This is a genomic window from Porphyromonas pasteri, from assembly GCF_014647755.1.
Taxonomy (GTDB): domain Bacteria; phylum Bacteroidota; class Bacteroidia; order Bacteroidales; family Porphyromonadaceae; genus Porphyromonas; species Porphyromonas pasteri.
Genome location: NZ_BMPU01000001.1, coordinates 93380 through 112854, shown reverse-complemented (window position 1 = coordinate 112854; position 19475 = coordinate 93380). Strand labels below are relative to the sequence as shown.

The following is a 19475-nucleotide window of genomic DNA, read 5'->3' as shown; positions in this document are numbered from 1 at the left end:
ATCCCTTACCCCACGATAAGCCAATGAAGATCGAAGCAATGAAGATCACCCTGCATGAAATGCGCTTCTACGCCTACCACGGCGTCTTCCCGCAGGAGCAGCGTGTCGGCAATCAGTTCGTCGTCGAGCTCACTTTTTGGGCTGACGTAGCTGGGAGTGTCCGCAGTGACGAGCTGGAGGAGACCATCAGCTATGCCGACGTCTACGAGGTCATCAAGGCCGAGATGGCTATCCCTTCACGTCTTTTGGAGCATGTCGTCGGCCGTATCAGTGAGCGCCTCTTCGTCACCTTTCCCCGCATGCAGCGCCTCGCACTCACCCTCAGCAAGTGCAATCCGCCCTTCCCTGGCGAGGTGCAGTCCGCTGCCTTCACCCTCGAAGCCAGCCGCGACTAAGCCGAAACGCCTTCGGATACCTTGACACAAAACACGGGAGCGCCCCAGCGATATCGCTGGGGCGCTCCCGTATCCTTTCAGCTCTGCATAAAAGAAAAAGACGACACACCTCATAGGTATATCGTCCGTGTTTCGTAGCGAGAGGGGGACTTGAACCCCCGACCTTCGGATTATGAATCCGACGCTCTAACCAGCTGAGCTATCTCGCCGCCTCTTGTAAAAGCACTGCAAAGGTAGCACAAAGCTTTTATATATGCAAGAAGTCACACCGACTTCCTCCCTCTCCCCTTTCTCCATCTATTAGATAGAGCACCACCACTCTCAAAAAAAAGACATTATCCTCACGATAGAGATTTACCTACCCACTGAAATAAAGATGCTAAGCCATAGTGCCATACCGCTATCTATGCACGTAGTCTTAAAGTCCATGTACGTAAATCGTAGTGACTACGTACCTAGATTTTAGATTCACGTACGTAGATATAGATGAAGCTATACGTCTCAAGAGGAAGACCAGACTGAGAAGAGAAGTATCCCTCCCGCTCTCCATAGCCCCAGCATGGGCACGTTTGCGTATCTTTGTAGGTAAATAGTTATACAGATAAGACCTATGGCTGAAAAGAAATGGCTGCTGGACTTCCAAGGCGTCCAGATTGCCCGCCACGAACATATCCTCTTCGAGCATCTTGATCTGCAGGTTGCTGCAGGCGAATTCGTCTACCTCACTGGCCCTGTAGGTGCTGGGAAGAGCACGCTACTGAAGACTATCTCCGCCGAAGTCCCCCTCTCGAAGGGGAAGGCGAACGTCATGGGCTTCGACCTCTCTCGCATCAAGAGCAAGGAGCTACCGAAGCTACGTCGCCGCCTTGGCATCGTCTTCCAGAACTTCCAGCTCCTGCCCGACCAGACCGTGCATGACAACCTCGATATCGTACTGCGCGCCTTCGGTGTCAGCCGAAGCAGCGAACGCGAGAGCCTCATCAACGAGGCACTCCAGGATGTCGGGCTCGAGACGAAGAGCTATAAGTACCCCCACGAACTATCAGGCGGCGAGCAGCAACGTGTCGCCATCGCCCGCGCCCTCATCGGTCGTCCCGAGCTCATCCTCGCTGACGAACCTACGGGGAACCTCGATGCAGAGAATGGTCTGGCTATCGCCGAGCTCCTGCACCGCCTCACCAAGGAGCGTGGTACAGCCGTCATCATGGCTACGCACAACCGTCAGGTCCTCGAGTACTATCCCGCTCGCTGTATCGCCCTCGATACGCTCTAAGCCCCGAGCGAGCGTACAGCCCCATTCCCTCGACACGTACCCCCTAAGACACGAAGCCGTTGAAAGTAATGAAGTTCGGAGGCACCTCCGTTGCCTCTGCCCAGCGCATAGCCCACGTAGCTGACCTCATCACAGCTACCGATGAGCCTAAGATTGTTGTCCTCTCGGCTATGGCCGGTACGACAAACGCCCTCGTAGAGATCGGGCATCAGCTCATGGCACATCACCGCCACGAGGCCCTCACCATCCTCACGAAGCTCAAGCACAAGTATGAGCAAGAGACGCAGCTGCTCTTCCCCGACAAGCACAGCTACGACCGTGCCTGGACCTTGGTCAATGAGACGTTCTTCTTCCTCGAGCAGCTCTGCTACTCGGATACCTTCACGCTCTTTGACGAGAAGAAGATCCTGGCACGTGGGGAGCTCCTCAGCACGGCGATGATGCTACGTCACCTCGAGGATCGTGGCGTGCGTGCGGCCGGCCTCCCTGCACTGGAGTACATGCGTACCAATAAGCAGGCTGAGCCCGACGAAGACTATATCCAAGCCCATCTCTCGGAGCTCATCAAGCGAGCACCCGAGGGCACACAGCTCTTCATCACGGAGGGCTACATCTGCCGCAATGCCTTCGGCGATATCGACAACCTGCAGCGCGGAGGTAGCGACTATACCGCCACGCTCATCGGTGCCGCCCTCGAGGTCGACGAGATCCAGATCTGGACGGACATCGATGGCATGCACAACAACGACCCCCGTATCGTCGATGCTACGGCTCCCGTACGTCGCCTCCACTTCGAGGAAGCCTCTGAGCTGGCATATTTCGGAGCGAAGATCCTTCACCCCACCTGCATCCAGCCCGCCAAGCGCCGCCATATCCCTGTACGTCTGCTCAATACGATGGCGCCCGATGCCCCAGGTACGCTCATCTCCCTCGATACCGACAAGGATATGATCAAGGCGGTGGCAGCGAAGGACAACATCACGATGATCCGCATCCGTAGCAATCATCAGCTCTCCCACTGGAGCTTCATGGGGAAGGTCTTCGCGCTCTTTGAGCACCACTGCATCCCCATCGATATGATCGCTTCGACCGAAGTCTCTATCTCCCTCACCATCGAGCGCAGCACGCTCCCCGACGACCTACGCCACAGCCTCCAAGGCTTGGGTAGCATCGACGTCGAGCACGATATGACCATCGTCTGTGTCGTCGGCGATATGGAGTGGGACAACGTGGGCTTTGAGGCGCAGATCCTGAATGCTCTCAGCGAGATCCCCGTGCGCATGATCTCCTACGGCGGTAGCGACTACAACCTCACCGTACTCGTCGAGGCTGCGGACAAGCGCCGCACGCTCCTCGCCCTGAGCGACCACCTCTTCGGCTCTAAGGACACCAAGAAGGGAGCAGATAAGTAGCATGGCCTCCTCGCAGCCTACCCGCACACAGCTCTGGCTGGGGCTCACTCGCCCACGTACCCTGCTCTCGGGGCTTAGCGCCGTCCTCGTGGCGATCTTCTACGCGGCCTTCATCGGGCCTATCGATCCGCTACGCACGGCCCTGCTTCTTGTCGTCGCCATCAGCGCGCAGATCGGGAGTAACATTGCCAACGACCTCATTGACTTCAAGAAGGGTGCCGACACCGAGGTGCGCACGGGGCCACTCCGTCCGCTCTCCAAGGGACTCCTCACCGAAGGCGAGGTGCGCCGTGCGCTATACATCAGCCTATTTGTTTTCCTCGCCAGTGGTATCACGATCGTGGCGCTCACCTCGTGGTGGTTGCTGCTCGTGGGACTGGCTGTCGGGCTGGGTATCTTCGCCTACTCGGGCGGGCCTTATCCGCTCTCCTATCACGGGCTGGGAGATTTGGCGGTGCTGATCTTCTTCGGCTGGGTGCCTGTGGTGACGAGCTTCTTCATCCTACGCGGGACGATCGCTGATCCCGTGCTGTGGCACTTAGCTACGGCGATCGGTCTGGCAAGCGTGAATATCCTCATCGTGAATAACTACCGCGACGTCGACGAAGACCGCAAGGCTGGCAAGCGCACGCTCATCGTGCGGATGGGCCGTGACTTCGCTCCACGCTTCTACCTCACCTGCGGACTACTCTCGATGGGCTTCCTTTATCCTATCTATAGCTTCTGGGGGATGCTCCTTATGCTACCCTACGTCGTCATCTTCTCGATGACACACCGCCAGCTGCAGGAGTCCGAAGGTAGCGAGCTCAACAAGACGCTCGGTGCTACGGCACGCAACGTCTTCTTCCTCGCCCTCCTCATCGGCGCCATGCTCCTTCTGAGAGCTTAGCCCTCGCCCCAACCGCATCAACGCACCTCGCCCCGCTACGGAAGCCTGACGGCTTGGTAGCGGGGCGAGGTGCGTTATGTCGGTTATAGGCGCTTCAGCGCTTGTGGAGGCGGGCGACGACACGGAGGACAAAGGCTGTCGGAGCAAAGGGCACCAGACGGAGCAGGAGGCGCTGCAGAAGTGGCATGCCTGCGATGAGCTTCCTTCGGCCTCGGAGCATCGCATCGTAGCTGCGGCGTGCCACATCGTCGGGGCTTTGGGTAAGCTGGGCTGCAAGGCCCGTACCTTCGAGCTTCGCGGCGGTTTCGAAGCCCGTGCGCATCCCGCCAGGCAGGACGACCGTCGCCGTGACGCCCGTTCCCCGCAGCTCTTCACTAAGGGCCAAGGTCAGCGAAGTGACGTAGGCCTTCGCTGCGAAGTAAGTGGCTTGCCATGGCCCAGGGATGAGCGAGGCAATCGAAGAGACATTGAGGATGCGCCCACTTCCTCGCGCGATGAAGCGCGGCAGGAAGAGCTTCGTCAGAGCCGTCAGCGCAGCGATGTCTACAGCCAGGAGGTTAGCGTCGTCCTCGAGGGAGCGCTCGGCAAGGCTCCCTTGTCCGCCCAGCCCCGCATTATTGATAAGGTAGTCGACCGGGAGGCCAAGGCGCTCCACTTTGGTGAAGAGCGAGGCGGGCGCGTCGGGCTCAGCAAGGTCCTTCACGAGGACGTGGACGGTGACGTGATGGGCTTGCTCCAGCTCCGCCTTGAGAGCGAGCAGGCGCTCCTCACGACGAGCGACAAGGATAAGGTTGCCCCCCAAGGAAGCATGCAGGCGGGCATAAGCTTCGCCGAGCCCACTGGAAGCCCCCGTGATGAGGGCGGTCTTAGCGTGATCCATACGATGGTAAAAAGGGGCTTTTGTGCGCCCCAAAGTAGCCTACTTTTCGCCCTCAAAATGGGACGTCCAGCGCAAGAGATTAATCAACTGTTATACAAAGCATTATAACGCCATGTGAAGGTAGTCAGATTTTCGTGCGCATGAAAATATTTTTTTGTGCGCACGAAAATTTATTTCTGTGCGCATAGAAATTTACCGCCGTGCGCACAGCGATAAATTTCCCTCCGCAGGGAAGATATTTTTCCTCCATACGAAAGTTCGTTTTCCTCCGCAGGAAAATGCTTCGCCCTGTCAAGGTAGGATGCTTCGCCTTCGGAGAAAAGAAGGGCCCCGACTGGATACCAGCCGAGGCCCTTGCCTATGAATGGGAGTGGCGATTACTTGGCAGCTGCCTTGAGGCTACGACGCTTAGCGATTTCGTAAGCGATAGGCGTAGCGACGAAGAGCGTACAGTACGTACCGAAGATGACACCCAGGAGGATGGCGAAGGTGAAGCTACGCATCGTAGCACCGCCGAAGGCGAAGACGATCAGCATCACGAGCAGCGTCGTGAAGGACGTATTCAGCGTACGGGAGAGCGTAGAGTTCAGAGCGCCGTTGATGACCTGGAAGCGGTCAGCCTGAGGATGGTTACCCACTTCTTCGCGGATACGGTCGAAGACGATCACGACGTCATTGATAGCGTAACCGATGATAGCGAGAAGCGCCGCAATGAAGTTCTGGTCGACCTCCATAGTGAAGGGCATGACCTTCCAGAGAAGGACGTAGATGGCGATGATCATCAGCGTCGTCACCGTGACCGAAGCAAAGGCACCGATAGAGAAGGCGACATTGCGGAAGCGGATGAGGATATAGATCGCCATGAAGAGGAGCGAGAGGCCGACAGCGATGAGGGCCTGCGTCTTGATGTCGTTAGACATGCTGGCGCTTACCTTCTGCGAGCTGACGATGTAGCTATCGAAGTCAGCCTTTGAGGGCGTCGTCTTGTAGAAGCTATTCAGACCCTGATAGAGCTTATCCTTGATCTGATCTTCGACAGCCTCGCCGGAGTCTTCGATGAGGTAGTTCGTAGACACGCGGATCTGGTCACCCTCGGTACCGATAGCGGTGAGGACGAGCTTCTGGTCGAGCTGAGGAGCGAGCTTCTCGCGGACCTGCTGGTTGTCGACCTTCTGGTCGAACTTGATGATGTAGTTACGACCACCCGAGAACTCGATACCGTTGTTCAGACCGACCGTGAAGAAGCCGACAAGACCAGCGATGATGAGGACGATGGGCAGGAGGTAACCCTTCATGCGAGCCCCGAGGAAGTTGTACGTGGGGTTCACGAGGAGGTTCTTCGTCATCGCCGTCGTGTAGGTCACGTTGTCGAGCTTGTGGCGCTTGTCCAGAGCTTCGAAGACCATACGGGTGAGGAAGACCGCCGTGATGAAGGAGGAGATAAGACCGATGATCAGGGTCGTAGCGAAGCCACGGATAGGCCCTGCACCGAAGTAGAAGAGGACGACACCGGTGATGATCGTCGTGAGGTTCGAGTCGAAGATAGCGCTGAAGGCATTGCCATAACCGTCGGCGATAGCGCGGGTCATGCCCTTGCCGTTGCGCAGCTCTTCCTTGATACGCTCATTGATAAGCACGTTCGCGTCGACCGCCATACCGAGCGTGAGGACAAGACCGGCGATACCCGAGAGGGTGAGAACGGCATTGAACGAAGCCAGGATACCGAGCGTGAAGAAGCTGTTGACGATGAGTGCGAGGTTGGCGATCATACCAGGGATGAAGCCGTAAGCCAGGCACATGTAGACCATCAGGAGGACGAGTGCGATAGCGAAGGAGATGATACCAGCCTGGATAGAAGCCTTACCGAGGGTAGGACCAACGACGTTCTCCTGCTCGATGACGACGCTCGTCTCCATCTTACCAGAGTTCAGTACGTTCGCCAGGTCATTGGCTTCTTCGATGGTGAAGTTCCCCGTGATCGAGGAGTTACCGCCGGTGATCTCGTTGTTGACGTTAGGCGCAGAGTAGACGACACCGTCGAGGACGATAGCGATAGAGCGGCCGATGCTTTCCTTCGTCAGGCGAGCCCAGATCTGAGCACCTTCCTGATTCATAGCCATAGAGACCTGAGGCTCAGCGCTACCGAGGCGGTTGTGGTCGACGTCCGCCTTAGCCGAAGTGACGACGTCACCCGAGAGGTCGGGCTTCATCGAGCGGTTCGTGCGGATAGCGTACAGCTCATAGATATTGGTGAGCTTACGCGTCTTGGGATCCTGGATGGGCTTAGCACCCCAGAGCAGGGTGAGGTCCTCAGGCAAGAGGTGATATTCAGTAGCCAGCGCCAGGAGCGAGTCGATCTTGTTGCGATCGCGGTCCTGAGCGAGACCGACGGTAGCACCGCCTCGACCTCCGAGCTGGAGGTACTTAGAGAGGGTATCAATAGAAGCGAGCTGCGAAGGAGCTGCTGCAGGAGCAGGAGCTACGAGAGCAGCGCTGTCGTGAGCCGTGCTGTCATTAGCGGCTACCGAGTCAGCAGCTACGGGGATGGGGCGAGCAGCTGGAGCACCGAGAGCGAGCAGACGATCGCTGAGGCCAGCCAGATCGTTAGCTACTTCATCAAAGGTATAGGTGCGCCAGAACTGGAGGTTAGCACTACGCTGCAAAAGTTCGCGCACACGCTCGGGGTCCTTGACACCAGGGAGCTCGACGAGGATACGACCCTGACCTTCGAGACGCTGGAGGTTAGGAGCGACGACACCGAAGCGGTCGATACGCGTACTCAGGACATTGAATGAGGCTTCGACAGCGCTGTTGTACTTCTCCTTCAGGAGCTCGATGACCTTATCCTCCGTGGTAGAGGGGTTGATCTGGTCACGCAGGTCTCCCGAGCCGAAGACGACCGCAAGGTTTACCCCTGGGGAGAGCTTCTTGTACTCGGCTACGAACTGATCGATGTAGTTGCCCTGTGAAGTGCTCTTCGAAGCAGCCTGGATGGCCTTCTGGAAATTGGGGTCATCGGTGTTGCCTGCGAGGCTCTTGACGAGGTCACCAGCATTAAGCTTGAGGATAACGTTCATCCCGCCCTTGAGGTCGAGCCCCAGGCCGATCTGTTGCTTGCGAGCTTCCTTGAGGGTGTATCCGAGGAACACCTTCTCGTTAGCCATGGAGTCGAGATAAGCCTTCCCTGCGACTTCGCCCATCTTCTCCGCCTTACCATCGTAGTGGTTAGTAATGAGGGAGAAGGACAGGTAAAACGCACAGATCAAAGCCAAGCTCACTGTGACGAAAGTCACAAATCCTTTGTTTTGCATCGTGTTGTATTACTTAATTGATTGTATCTTATTTCCTTTGTTATAGGGCACAATATGCCCACAAAAATAGCCGATTTTTCCGTAATATCCGCCACTTAGCACCTTCGCGTTACGTTTCCCCGCCGTAGTATCGTACGGGGAAGGGAGCGAAAGAGGGCTGCATCACCCCCCATCCTTACCCTTCCACACGGCCAATTCTTCTGCTAAAGAAGAGATAGCAAGTCTCCCAGATCAGCACATCACAGCTGATATACTGTCAGTTAGGCGCACCACCTCTTCCTCTAAGAGCCAACACTCTCGCAAGCAAAGGAGGAGGACCAAGAGGCGGCCCCCACAAGCTCCTCTATATAAGCGCAGGCGTCACACCTCACCAGCATCCGAGTTGACTACTCTATGGGAAGGTGACAGCAACCTATATTGGTCTCTGGGTGAACCTGTATAGGTCATCACGCCGACCTCTATTAGGTTGTTGCTCCGTGTAGGGATAAAAGTTATGAACGAGTGGCAGATAAGTTTGGACTACGTACGTGGATCTAATATCTACGTACGTGGATATTTGGATTTACGTGTCTGGTCTTTAAGACTACGTGCGTAGATGCAGGAAAACCACTACGTGAAGGCGCTTTATTCTTCACGAGAAGGACACTTTTCCCTCCGCTGGATAAGAGGAATACGCACGATAAAGCACCCCTTGCGCAAAAGGCTCTTATATCCTGCTTATTCCGTACCTTAGTGGAAGTATTCACCTCCCTACATCGCACTAAGATTATGGCTAAGATATTGGTGGCCTTCGACACGGTCGACGAAGGCTTCGAGAAGATCGGTGCTGAGCACGAAGTCATCCGCCCCCCACGTGGACGGGACTTCACCCACGAAGAGCTATGCCAGCTCCTCCCCGAGGCTGACGTCCTCTGCACCTCCTTCGACTACCCAGCACGTGCCGAGCTCCTACAACATGGGTCGAAGCTCCGCCTGATAGCCAACTTCGGTGTCGGCTTCAACAACATCGATATCAACTATGCTCGCGCCCACGGCATCGTCGTGACCAACACGCCTCAGGCGGTGATCATCCCGACGACGGAGCTTACTCTGGCACTCATGCTCGATTGTGCCCGCCGTGTCAGCGAACTCGACCGCCTCATCCGTCAGACACCTGGCAAGCGCCCGACCATCGGCCGCATGGGTTACCTCGGCGTGCACCTTGCAGGTAAGACGCTGGGGCTCATCGGCTACGGACGTATCGCTTCAGCCGTCGCTGAGCGCGCTCGCGCCTTCGGTATGAAGATCCTCTACTACAAGCGCACCCCACTGAGTGCAGACGAGGAGGCTCGCCAAGGGATCACCTATGCCCCGCTGGATGAGCTACTCTTCAACTCCGACTTCGTCTCGATTCACACGCCCTACAGCGCTGAGACGCACCACTTCATCGGAGAGCGGGAGCTGGCACTGATGAAGCCTACCGCTATCTTCATCAATACCGCCCGTGGTGCCGTCGTCGACGAAGAGGCCCTCGTGAAGGCACTTCAGACGGGCTACATCGCAGCGGCAGGGCTGGACGTCTTCGAGAACCAGGACAACCCCCACCCCACGCTCTGCACCCTCGACAACGTGTGTATGACCCCACACACAGGGACCCAAACGGCTGACGCCCGACGAGATATGAATGCGGAGATGCTGGAGAATGTCGTGCGCTTCCTCGCTGGACGTACTGACCTCAATCGCGTCGCGTAGTCTCCCCACCCTTGCCTCTATACATTATTATATAACGTAAGCTTACCGCTCTACTCGCGGCTGCTTGCCCTCAGCATCAGCTGCTCAAAGAAATCCAACTCACCCACTATGGAGATACTCCACCCCAACGACACGCTGACCCGCATTGAGATCAATAGCCCACAGCGCTACCTCCTTCTCCCCATCGAAGAGAGTCAGCCCGAGGTGCAGGTACGCCTCGTAGGCGACCGCCCCGAGGATACGTGGCTCGACATCCGTCTGGCCGTCGATAGCATCGACTACTACGTCCCCCTCGCCTTGCCCGAAGGCAAGAGTCCTGCGACGGTAGAGATCATCGGTCTTGATAGGACGGCGATTAGCTATGAGAAGATTCAGCTCGCCGATACCTTCGACACCTCCGCCAAGGACTATTATCGCCCTGCCTATCATCACAGCCCTACCTATGGCTGGATGAACGACCCCAACGGCATGATCTACAAGGACGGCGTCTACCATCTCTACTATCAGTACAATCCCTATGGCTTGAAGTGGGGCAATATGTACTGGGGGCACAGCTCCTCACGCGACCTCATTCACTGGGAGCACCACGATCTCGCCTTAGCACGCGACACCCTCGGGCACATCTTCTCGGGGAACGCCATCCTCGACAAGCAAGGGACAGCGGGCTTCGGCAAGGATGCCATCCTCGCCTACTACACGGCTCACAATACGCATGCGGGGAAGCAGTGGCAAGCCCAGTGCTTGGCCTACAGCCTCGACAATGGGAAGACCTTCACGAAGTACGCTGGCAACCCCATTCTCACGCCCTTCGATGGCGTCTCGGACTTCCGTGACCCCAAGGTCTTCTGGTACACTCCCGAGAAGAGCTGGTACATGATCGTCTCAGCTGACAAGGAGATGCGCTTCTACCGCTCTCAGGATCTGAAGAAGTGGGACTACGTGAGTGCCTTCGGCGAAGGCTACGGAGCACGCCCCAACCAGTTTGAGTGCCCCGACTTCTTCCAGCTCACCGATGAGACGACGGGTAAGGAGAAGTGGGTGATGATCGTCAACATCAATCCGGGCTGTGCCTTCGGTGGCAGTGCTACCGAGTACTTCGTCGGCACCTTCGATGGCAAGGAGTTCGTCCCCGAGACGGCGCCCGAGATCGCCCACTGGCTGGACTTCGGGAAGGACCACTATGCGCTGGTTACCTTCCACAACACAGGCGCCCGCACCATCGGCATCCCCTGGGTGAGCAACTGGCAGTACGCCAACGTCACCCCCTTCAAGCAGACACGAGGCATGAACGGCCTACCTCGAGACCTTTTCCTCTTCACCAAGGACGGCACGAGCTATGTCGGAGCTCGCCCCTCAAAGGAGGTCGAAGCCTTACGCAAGGAGCAGGTCAGTCTCAGCCTTCCCCAGAGCATCGGTGAAGAGGTACGCCTCTCTGATGCACTCAAGGGACTTGAGGATAGCTTTGAGCTCGAGCTGGAGCTGACCCCAGCAGCGAAGACGACTCGTGTAGGCCTCGTCCTCAGTAATGAGCTTGGCGATGAGCTCCCCATCTACCTGGACTTAGAGAAGGAGCGTATCACTATGGACCGCACCAAGAGCGGACTCATAGACTTCGGCACGAAAGCGACACCTCACGATCGCGAGAGCAACGACTGGCGTGACCGCGATGGGGTGAACTATCAGAATGACTTCGCTATCGCCACATGGGCTCCCCTCAGTCTTTGCACAGGGAAGACCTATAAGCTCCGCCTCTTCGTAGACCGCAGTATGGCCGAGCTCTTTGTCCAGGGCGGACGCATCGCGATGACGAACCTCATCTTCCCCCGCAAGCCCTACTCGACCCTTCGCCTCTATAGCGAGGGCGGTGCTACCCAGCTCCACTCAGCGAAGCTCTACCGACTGGGACTATAGTTTTCGTACTTTTGTGCCGCATTAATAAGGTATAAATAGACAGACCATCCGATAGATCATCATGGATCATGAACCCATCATATTAGGGATCGAGAGTTCGTGCGACGACACCTCGGCAGCCGTCCTCGTAGGGCACAAGCTCCTGAGTAATGTCATCGCCTCACAAGCCGTCCACACCGCATACGGCGGTGTCGTGCCTGAGCTGGCCTCACGTGCCCACGAGCAGAACATCGTCCCCGTCGTCAGCGAAGCCATCCGCCGCGCTGGCATCACCGCGCAAGACCTCGACGCCATCGCCTTCACACGAGGCCCCGGGCTCTTAGGCTCTCTACTTGTCGGGACGAACTTTGCCAAGGGGCTCTCCCTCTCGCTCGGTATCCCTATGGTAGAGGTCAATCACCTCCATGCGCACGTGCTGGCCCACTTCATCGAGGAGGAAGGCGAGGAGCATCAGAGCCCTGAGTTCCCCTTCCTCTGCCTCCTCGTCTCAGGGGGCAACTCGCAGATCATCCTCGTGCGCTCGGCCTCCGATATGGAGATCATCGGGCAGACCATCGACGATGCAGCGGGCGAAGCCTTCGACAAGTGTGCGAAAGTCATGGGGCTGGGTTACCCTGGTGGCCCTGTCGTCAACCGCCTTGCCAATGAGGGTAATCCGAAGGCCTTTGCCTTCAGCAAGCCCAACGTCCCAGGCTACGACTATAGCTTCAGCGGGCTCAAAACCTCCTTCCTCTACACTCTCCGTGATGAGCTGGAGAAGAACCCTAACTTCATCGAGGAGCGTAAGGCCGACCTCTGTGCTTCCCTCCAAGCTACCGTCATCGACATCCTGATGAAGAAGCTCCGCCAAGCAGCCAAGGACTTAGGCATCCGCCAGGTCGCTGTAGCTGGTGGCGTGTCGGCCAATACGGGGCTGCGTGATGCCTTCCACGATCACGCTCGTCGCTATGGCTGGAAGGTCTTCATCCCAAAGTTCGCCTACACCACCGACAATGCTGCGATGGTCGCGATGAACGGCTACTTCAGCTTCATCGACGGCAAGCGTACCGAGCTCGACGCCGTACCCTTCGCCCGCGTCACCATGTAGCCCGAGACAACATCTATGGATCAGACTCATCTCACTTCACTCACTGAGCTCCTCCTACAGCGAGGGCTCCATATCGCCACGGCTGAGAGCTGCACCCTCGGAGGCGTTGCCTCTGCCTTAGGTAGTCACTCTGGGGCATCGGCTTACCTCCAAGGGGGTATCATCGCCTATCAGTCCGACCTCAAGACCTCCCTCCTCGGCGTGCCACCCGAGCTCATCGAGACCTACCACGTCGTCAGTGAAGAGGTCGCCTGCGCTATGGCTCTTGGAGCTATGGAGCAACTCCAAGCCGAGGTAGCTATCGCCACGACGGGGGTCGCGGGCCCTACGGGTGGTGATGCTGCGCATCCCGTAGGTACGATCTGTATCGCTGTCGTCTTCGAAGGGCCAAGAGGACCCGTCGTCAATTCGACCACCCTACACCTATCGGGGAGCCGTGAGGAGAACATCTCCCAAGCGATCCAAGAGGCCCTGCACCTCACTCTACAGCTCCTCGAAGCTCATCCCTAACGATAATCCCGCCACATATAGACCGCTTTCATGATGCGTAAGCCCTACCACTGCCTTCGTTCGCTGGGGACAGCACTCACCCTACTTCTGCTTCCTTCGCTCTCATCATCTCCTCTACTGGCACAGTCCAGCGAGAATGTATGTCGTATCGGCCTGCACTACAAGGTGCTCGGAGAGGGGACTAACAGCAAGAGTATCCCCGTGCTTACAGCAGTCCAGCCCTTTGGCCCCGCAGCCGTCGGAGGCTTCTTCCCTGGAGACCTCATTACCCAAATCGACGGGGTACCCACCACAGGCCTCACGAAGCAGCAGATCAGCGAGCTCCTTGCAAGCCCAGTAGGCGAGCATCTCCTGACGATCGTGCACATTGGCTCTGGCACTACGGCTCGCATCCTTCGTCCCAGCTGCAAGGCGCCCTATGCCCTCACCGAGCGTGAGCTGGCTACAGCCTTTAGCGGATACAGCCCCATGGACCAAGCGAAGCAACAGCGCACCCTCTCATTCTCCTTTGAGGCCGGTGCGCCCTTCGATTGGTCACAGGCCAAGACCTTTGCCTTCGCTCCTTCTGAAGGAGAGCATCGCGACCTCTATGATATCGTCTACGGACAGGTCGCGGGGCTCTTAGAGGCACGCGGACTGACGCAGCAAGCCAACAGCCCCGATCTCCTCCTTGAGTGCTCGCGTAGTGAAGCTGGGGGAGGAGCACGCCTCACCCTACAGGTCACTTCACCCAGCAAGCCCAATCAGACGCTCTGGAGCGGCACAAGCAGCCTACCTAAGGGCACGAAGGAAGCACACCTCTATGCTCGTCAGGCCATCCCTGTAATGCTCCAAAGCTTCCCCTACCTCGCAGCATCTCAGGCAAACTATACTGAGGAGACGAACCGCTACCTCTATACGGGTATCCTCTATGACAGCCGTGACCTCAGCCGCATCGTCGATGTAGAGGAAGGGTCGCCTGCCTTCACTGCAGGTCTACGTGTCGGTGATAAGGTACTTCGCATCAACGGCAAGCCTCTCAGCCCCACGACTGTCAGAGAACTCTCGTCACGCTACCGCAACTTCCTTGACGAGACCTACCGTTACCGTTCGGCTGAGGCTGTGCGCCCCGAGCAAGCTCCATGGAAGAGCAGTGACTATGGGAGCATCCGCAAGGCACTGGAGAAGGATAAGTACGCCAGCGTCTTCAGCTACCTATTCTTCTTCCGCCCCTACATCAATGAGACCGAGCAGACCGAGCTCATCTTCGAGATCGAACGTCACGGCGAGACCTACACGCTCAACCTCGCCCCCGTCCTCCGCGACGAAACGGTCTTCATCACCCAATAACGCCCTATGCAGCCCGCACCACTCTCAACCTATCAGCTCGGTCGCATCCAGTCACTCCCCATCCTACGCCTCGTATCGATAGGCGCCTACCTCGACGGGGGCATCCAAGACATCCTCCTTCCCCTACGCTACCTTCCCGAGGGAGCTAAGGAGGGCGACATAGTCTCCGTCTTCGTCTATCACGACAACGAAGGGCGTCTCATCGCGACGACCCTCACGCCCTTAGCTCAGGTCGGGGAAGTGGGTTATCTCCGCTGCTCCTCCGTGACCGATGCGGGAGCCTTCCTCGAGTGGGGCATCCATAAGGACCTCTTCGTCCCCTTCCGCGAGCAGTCAACGAAGATGCAGGAGGGATATAGCTATATCGTCTACCTCTACATCGATGCCCTAAGCGGAAAGATCGTCGGCTCAGCACGCCTCTCCAAGCACCTCGACACAATGCCAGCCGACTACGCTCCAGGGGCGAAGGTCAGCTGTATCGTCACCGAGCAGCACGAGCTCGGCTACCGCTGCGTCATCGAGGACAAGCACTGGGGACTGCTCTACAGCGACACGGCACCACGTATGCTTCAGCGCGGTGAGCGCATCGAAGCATACGTCATCCGCCTCCGCGAAGAGGATAATAAGGTTGACCTCTCCTTCGTCCCCGTGGGCTATCAGAAGGTCGACGGCGAGCAGGCACGCCTGCTCACGATCCTCAAGAAGCACCACGGACGTCTACCCATCGGCGATAAGAGCCCTGCAGAGGACGTCATGCGCCTCACGGGGATGAGCAAGAAGACCTTCAAGATGGTCCTTGGCTCACTCTATAAGGCAGGGCTCGTCACGCTCGCTCCGACAGAAGTTCGCAAGAAGTAGCGCCCTTCCCTCCCCACGTAATGCACACTCCCTTCCAACCCAGTGAGCAAGTATGGGCTACCCTCAAGGCGATTAACGAAGCATCGCACAGAGGGCAGCCCTTCTTCTTTATCTTAGACTTCGAGCTGCAGGAGAGCGTCTTCGTCCTCGAGCCACTGCAGCAGCACGACGGCTCACTTTTCTTTGATTTCCCCACAGCGAAGACACCCGACCCCATCGGCACGAAGGGTAAGCTCACGCTCACCCCTTCGCCCGAAGCCCCCGAGCGCTATGCTGAGCGCTTCGACATCATCCACCGAGGGCTGATGCGGGGAGATAGCTTCCTCACGAATCTCACGATTCGCACGCCCATCGAGACCGAGGCGAGCTTAGCGGATATCTACCTCTCCTCCGAGGCGACCTATCGCGTCCTCCTCCCTGGGCGCTTCGTATCCTTCTCGCCCGAATGCTTCGTGAAGCTCCAAGGGGACGAACTCGCCACGCACCCGATGAAGGGCACCATCGATGTCCGCATCCCCAATGCAGCCGAGAAGCTCCGAGCGGACTACAAAGAAGGCTGCGAGCACCATACGATCGTCGACCTGATGCGCAACGACCTGAGCCGCATAGCCGAGGGCGTGCACGTCCGCCGCTTCAAGTACCTCACCGAGCTCCACACCTCCTCGGGACCACTGCTGCAGATGAGCTCCGAAGTCGTCGGAAGCGTCGACCGCAGCAAAGGGCTCCGATTAGGCGACCTCATCCTCCAGCTCCTCCCTGCTGGCTCCATCAGCGGGGCGCCAAAAGAGCGAACTGTCGCGCTCATCCAAGAGGCAGAAGGCCATCCTCGCGGCTTCTACACAGGCATCTGCGGTTACTTCGATGGCTCAAGCCTGGACTCCGCCGTCCTCATCCGCTTCGTCGAGGAGGATGCTTCGGGAGCGCACTTCTATCGCTCGGGCGGTGGCATCACTATCAATAGCGTCGCAGAGGACGAATACCGCGAATGCCTGCAGAAGATCTACATTCCCCAGTAGCGGGCACCGCCTCACTGAGCTTCATCGAGACCTTTATGCTCCGTGGTGGAGAGCTCATCGCTGGTGAGCTCCATCGGGAACGCATGCTTCGCACCCTTCGAGGACAAGGGGCAGAGACCAGCAGTACCTTCCTACAAAGTCTCCTTAGCACCTCCCCTTGGCAGGAAGTCGAGGCTTACCTCACGGAGCAACAAATCCTCCCCGCCACGACCTACCGCCTCACGCTCGAGTACAGCCTCGCAGGGCTCTCTGCCATCCGCCTCGTCCCCTACTGCAAGCGGACGATACGCGCGCTACGCCCCCTCCCCCTTCCCGATGGCTTCGACTACAGCTATAAGTACGCTGACCGAAGTTTCTTCGAGCAGATGAAGGCCGAGCTTGCCGACGACGAAGAGCCGCTATTCGTGCGCCCCGACGGCACCATCACCGATACCAGCTTCACCAACATCCTCATCGAGACCGAAGCAGGCTACCTCACCCCCGCCCATCCGCTCCTCAAGGGCACTCAGCGCGAAGGCCTGCTGCGTGCAGGGCTTATCGCCGAAGCCGACGACCTTACCCTCAGCACGCTCCGCTCCAAGGCGAAGTCCATCCTCCTCATCAACGCACTCCTTCCACTCGAGGAAGCTCTCCGCCTCCCCCCCGAAGCCCTCCAAGACTGATTTTCTTGCCCACAAAAATCCTCGCCCCTCAGCACGAAAATTCGGCTGTGAGGCGAGGAAAATTATATCCTCAGGGCAGGGCGTCAGAGCGCTATGCGGAAGGCGGGAAATTTTCGTGCGCACGGAAATATCTTTTTGTGCGCACAGAAATAAATTTCCATGCGCACGAAAATTTGACGCCATGCGGACGGAGAGTCTATGACGAGGAGAGCGAGCGAAAAAGACGAGCGAAAAGCCCCGTATAAGCGGCAGGGCTAAAGTCACGAGCGATACGCTCACGACCCTGTCGCCCCATAGCTCGCCGCTCCTCGGGATGCGTGAGCATCCAACGGATAGCTTCGGAGAGCGCCTTTGCATCTTGCGCAGGAGCTAAGAGACCCGTTTGCCCAGGGAGAATGAGATCACGGCTCCCAGGGATATCGCTCACGATAGTCGGGAGCGAGAGCGACATAGCTTCGCGCACCACACGGGGCGAAGCGTCACGCCAGCTTGGCAAGACATACACATCCGTCCTCGCCATGTAAGACATTGCCTCGGGCGTTTCCCCGACGAAGGCCACGTCAGCTCCCACAGGTGTCGACTCGATCCACGCACGATCTTCGTCGTCATAATTCCCGACGAGGACGAGCCCAACGCGATGATCATTCAGCTCTACCATCGCCTCGAGGAGGGTGCGCAGTCCCTTGAAGGGGCGCCCCTTGTTGTTGGCGACCATAGATAGGCGAAGCTCCTTGTCGCGGAGGGCCTCGACAGCGATGGGAGCGGCGAGAGCCTTATCCGCCCAAGGAAGGGAGAAGAGCTTCGTGGCGACGGTGAGCATATCCTCGGGAAAGAAGCCTCGCAGGTAACCCTCGACGTGCTCCGTCTCGCAGACCACGTGCCGCACTCGGGGATTGAGGATACCGAGATAATAGGTCGGATCGGTGCGACGAACACGAGCACCCGTACCTCGGTAGGCAACGTTCTTCGTGCCGAGGCCCAGCGTCGCCATCAGTGCATTCGAGAGCCCTGAGCTTCCTGGCGAATAGGTCAGAGCGAAGTGGTACTGCTTCGTGTAGTGTCTGAGTAGACGGATGACCGAGAGATTGACCTTCCCCGTGATCGGTGGGCAGGGCAAGAGCGTCACACCCTCCTCCTCGGTGGGCGAAGAGATGCCCTCGCGAGTGAGGTAGACCTCGAAGTCGGGGAGCTGGGCAAGGCCTCGCGCCAAGACAAGGACGGCTTCATCAGCCTCACGGTGCGTGATAAGAAGACGAATGGGGGTATGGGTCTGTGTCATGTAGTGGACGTATCTATAAGGGATTAGGCCCACCTACCCTACTCGCTCTTCGGAGAGGCGGCTGAGGGCAGATAGGCCTAATCATGTATTGCCGGAGAGGCAAGAGAAGCGGAGTAAGCTGCAAACTAAGGCTGAGACTCCAGGCGCTTGGCCTCGTCCCAGAGGGCATCCATCTCAGCGAGGGTCATATCTCGCAGGGAGCGGCCAGCCTCCTTCGCCTTCGCCTCGACATAACCGAAGCGGCGGATGAACTTGGCATTCGTTCGCTCGAGCGCATTATCAGGATTGATGCCGTACTTGCGAGCGACGTTGATGACGCTGAAGAGGAAGTCACCCAGCTCTGCTTCGGAGTCTTCCGCAGAGCCAGAGGTGATCGCCTCGCGAAGCTCACGAAGCTCCTCGTCGACCTTCGTCCAGACATCCTCGGGCTGCTCCCAGTCGAAGCCCACACCACGTGCCTTGTCTTGTATACGGTAGGCCTTGATGAGGGTGGGCAGGGAGGCAGGGACACCCGAGAGGACGGTCTTATTCCCGCCCTTCTCTTGCTGCTTCAGTTCCTCCCAGCGCTCCACGACAGCCCCAGCAGAAGCCGCTACCGCCTCGCCGTAGACATGCGGGTGGCGGTAGATGAGCTTATCGCAAAGGGCATTGGCCACATCGCAGAGGTCAAAGGTACCCTGCTCCTCGCCGATGGTGCTATAGAAGACAATGTGCAGGAGCACATCGCCCAGCTCTTTCTTGACCTCCTCAGGGCGCCCCGAGAGGATCGCATCGGAGAGCTCATAGACCTCTTCGAGGGTATTGGTACGGAGGCTCTCGGTCGTCTGCTCACGATCCCAAGGGCAGTCCTTACGTAGACGCTCCATGACATCGAGGAGACGACTCATAGCCGCCAGCTTCTCTTCTCTACTATGTAGCATATTCGTTTGAGG

The 19475-nt window shown here is 57.8% G+C and carries 16 protein-coding genes and 1 tRNA gene; 12 read left to right on the top strand and 5 right to left on the bottom strand.

The annotated features are described in order from the left end of the window. The first annotated feature begins 23 nt into the window (after positions 1 to 23). Positions 24 to 395 carry a dihydroneopterin aldolase gene (gene folB / locus IEX77_RS00515; RefSeq protein ID WP_188807179.1) on the top strand — a complete coding sequence of 124 codons (372 nt, stop codon included), beginning with the start codon at positions 24 to 26 and terminating at the stop codon, positions 393 to 395. Positions 396 to 530: 135 nt separating this feature from the next. On the opposite strand, the gene IEX77_RS00510 is transcribed toward folB, so the two are convergent. After that, a tRNA-Met gene (locus IEX77_RS00510) sits at positions 531 to 604 on the bottom strand. A gap of 401 nt (positions 605 to 1005) precedes the next feature. On the opposite strand from IEX77_RS00510, the gene IEX77_RS00505 reads away from it, so the two are divergent. From IEX77_RS00505 to menA, 3 genes are read left to right on the top strand one after another with little or no spacing between them, the layout of a single operon-like run. Continuing rightward, positions 1006 to 1668 carry a cell division ATP-binding protein FtsE gene (locus tag IEX77_RS00505; protein ID WP_188807177.1) on the top strand — a complete coding sequence of 221 codons (663 nt, stop codon included), beginning with the start codon at positions 1006 to 1008 and terminating at the stop codon, positions 1666 to 1668. Between the two features lie 59 nt (positions 1669 to 1727). Continuing rightward, positions 1728 to 3080 (top strand): aspartate kinase, encoded by a 1353-nt coding sequence (locus tag IEX77_RS00500; protein ID WP_188807175.1) that lies wholly within the window; start codon positions 1728 to 1730, stop codon positions 3078 to 3080. A gap of 1 nt (position 3081) precedes the next feature. Continuing rightward, a complete protein-coding gene (menA, locus tag IEX77_RS00495) occupies positions 3082 to 3969 on the top strand; it encodes a 1,4-dihydroxy-2-naphthoate octaprenyltransferase (RefSeq protein WP_188807173.1) in 888 nt (295 codons plus the stop codon). A 94-nt stretch (positions 3970 to 4063) separates the two neighbouring features. On the opposite strand, the gene IEX77_RS00490 is transcribed toward menA, so the two are convergent. After that, positions 4064 to 4849: an SDR family NAD(P)-dependent oxidoreductase gene (locus tag IEX77_RS00490; protein ID WP_188807171.1), complete on the bottom strand. Its 786-nt coding sequence runs from the start codon at positions 4847 to 4849 to the stop codon at positions 4064 to 4066. A 377-nt stretch (positions 4850 to 5226) separates the two neighbouring features. Further along, positions 5227 to 8160, bottom strand: a complete 2934-nt coding sequence (gene secDF, locus IEX77_RS00485) for a protein translocase subunit SecDF (protein ID WP_188807169.1) — start codon at positions 8158 to 8160, stop codon at positions 5227 to 5229. 768 nt (positions 8161 to 8928) lie between these two features. On the opposite strand from secDF, the gene IEX77_RS00480 reads away from it, so the two are divergent. The 8 genes from IEX77_RS00480 (at position 8929) to IEX77_RS00445 (ending at position 17264) form a co-directional block, all read left to right on the top strand. After that, positions 8929 to 9891, top strand: a complete 963-nt coding sequence (locus tag IEX77_RS00480; protein WP_188807167.1) for an NAD(P)-dependent oxidoreductase — start codon at positions 8929 to 8931, stop codon at positions 9889 to 9891. Between the two features lie 108 nt (positions 9892 to 9999). After that, on the top strand, positions 10000 to 11802 hold the full coding sequence (locus tag IEX77_RS00475) for a glycoside hydrolase family 32 protein (protein WP_229770751.1): 1803 nt from the start codon (positions 10000 to 10002) through the stop codon (positions 11800 to 11802). Between the two features lie 61 nt (positions 11803 to 11863). After that, positions 11864 to 12889, top strand: coding sequence for a tRNA (adenosine(37)-N6)-threonylcarbamoyltransferase complex transferase subunit TsaD (gene tsaD, locus IEX77_RS00470; RefSeq protein WP_009432375.1), 1026 nt, complete (start codon positions 11864 to 11866; stop codon positions 12887 to 12889). Positions 12890 to 12904: 15 nt separating this feature from the next. Beyond that, a complete protein-coding gene (locus IEX77_RS00465) occupies positions 12905 to 13399 on the top strand; it encodes a CinA family protein (protein ID WP_060935094.1) in 495 nt (164 codons plus the stop codon). Between the two features lie 30 nt (positions 13400 to 13429). Further along, on the top strand, positions 13430 to 14728 hold the full coding sequence (locus tag IEX77_RS00460; protein WP_188807165.1) for a PDZ domain-containing protein: 1299 nt from the start codon (positions 13430 to 13432) through the stop codon (positions 14726 to 14728). A 6-nt stretch (positions 14729 to 14734) separates the two neighbouring features. After that, positions 14735 to 15586 (top strand): CvfB family protein, encoded by an 852-nt coding sequence (locus IEX77_RS00455; RefSeq protein ID WP_188807163.1) that lies wholly within the window; start codon positions 14735 to 14737, stop codon positions 15584 to 15586. 20 nt (positions 15587 to 15606) lie between these two features. Further along, complete coding sequence (locus IEX77_RS00450; protein ID WP_188807161.1) at positions 15607 to 16602, top strand: aminodeoxychorismate synthase component I; 996 nt, start codon at positions 15607 to 15609, stop codon at positions 16600 to 16602. Continuing rightward, positions 16572 to 17264 carry an aminotransferase class IV gene (locus tag IEX77_RS00445; RefSeq protein ID WP_188807158.1) on the top strand — a complete coding sequence of 231 codons (693 nt, stop codon included), beginning with the start codon at positions 16572 to 16574 and terminating at the stop codon, positions 17262 to 17264. The genes IEX77_RS00450 and IEX77_RS00445 overlap by 31 nt, the downstream gene beginning before the upstream one ends. A gap of 196 nt (positions 17265 to 17460) precedes the next feature. Here the strand turns inward: IEX77_RS00445 and IEX77_RS00440 are convergent, their stop codons facing one another. Further along, positions 17461 to 18543, bottom strand: a complete 1083-nt coding sequence (locus IEX77_RS00440) for a glycosyltransferase (RefSeq protein WP_188807157.1) — start codon at positions 18541 to 18543, stop codon at positions 17461 to 17463. A 125-nt stretch (positions 18544 to 18668) separates the two neighbouring features. Then, positions 18669 to 19463: a nucleoside triphosphate pyrophosphohydrolase gene (mazG, locus tag IEX77_RS00435; protein WP_188807155.1), complete on the bottom strand. Its 795-nt coding sequence runs from the start codon at positions 19461 to 19463 to the stop codon at positions 18669 to 18671. Positions 19464 to 19475: the final 12 nt, after the last annotated feature.

Bases quoted from the DNA above. Each gene is read 5' to 3' on its own strand.
- IEX77_RS00505 (WP_188807177.1), top strand. From the start codon at position 1,006: ATGGCTGAAAAGAAATGGCTGCTGGACTTCCAAGGCGTCCAGATTGCC.
- IEX77_RS00440 (WP_188807157.1), bottom strand. From the start codon at position 18,543: ATGACACAGACCCATACCCCCATTCGTCTTCTTATCACGCACCGTGAG.
- IEX77_RS00475 (WP_229770751.1), top strand. From the start codon at position 10,000: ATGGAGATACTCCACCCCAACGACACGCTGACCCGCATTGAGATCAAT.
- secDF (WP_188807169.1), bottom strand. From the start codon at position 8,160: ATGCAAAACAAAGGATTTGTGACTTTCGTCACAGTGAGCTTGGCTTTG.
- IEX77_RS00465 (WP_060935094.1), top strand. From the start codon at position 12,905: ATGGATCAGACTCATCTCACTTCACTCACTGAGCTCCTCCTACAGCGA.
- folB (WP_188807179.1), top strand. From the start codon at position 24: ATGAAGATCGAAGCAATGAAGATCACCCTGCATGAAATGCGCTTCTAC.
- IEX77_RS00450 (WP_188807161.1), top strand. From the start codon at position 15,607: ATGCACACTCCCTTCCAACCCAGTGAGCAAGTATGGGCTACCCTCAAG.
- tsaD (WP_009432375.1), top strand. From the start codon at position 11,864: ATGGATCATGAACCCATCATATTAGGGATCGAGAGTTCGTGCGACGAC.
- IEX77_RS00460 (WP_188807165.1), top strand. From the start codon at position 13,430: ATGATGCGTAAGCCCTACCACTGCCTTCGTTCGCTGGGGACAGCACTC.
- IEX77_RS00445 (WP_188807158.1), top strand. From the start codon at position 16,572: ATGCCTGCAGAAGATCTACATTCCCCAGTAGCGGGCACCGCCTCACTG.
- IEX77_RS00480 (WP_188807167.1), top strand. From the start codon at position 8,929: ATGGCTAAGATATTGGTGGCCTTCGACACGGTCGACGAAGGCTTCGAG.
- IEX77_RS00455 (WP_188807163.1), top strand. From the start codon at position 14,735: ATGCAGCCCGCACCACTCTCAACCTATCAGCTCGGTCGCATCCAGTCA.
- mazG (WP_188807155.1), bottom strand. From the start codon at position 19,463: ATGCTACATAGTAGAGAAGAGAAGCTGGCGGCTATGAGTCGTCTCCTC.
- IEX77_RS00490 (WP_188807171.1), bottom strand. From the start codon at position 4,849: ATGGATCACGCTAAGACCGCCCTCATCACGGGGGCTTCCAGTGGGCTC.
- menA (WP_188807173.1), top strand. From the start codon at position 3,082: ATGGCCTCCTCGCAGCCTACCCGCACACAGCTCTGGCTGGGGCTCACT.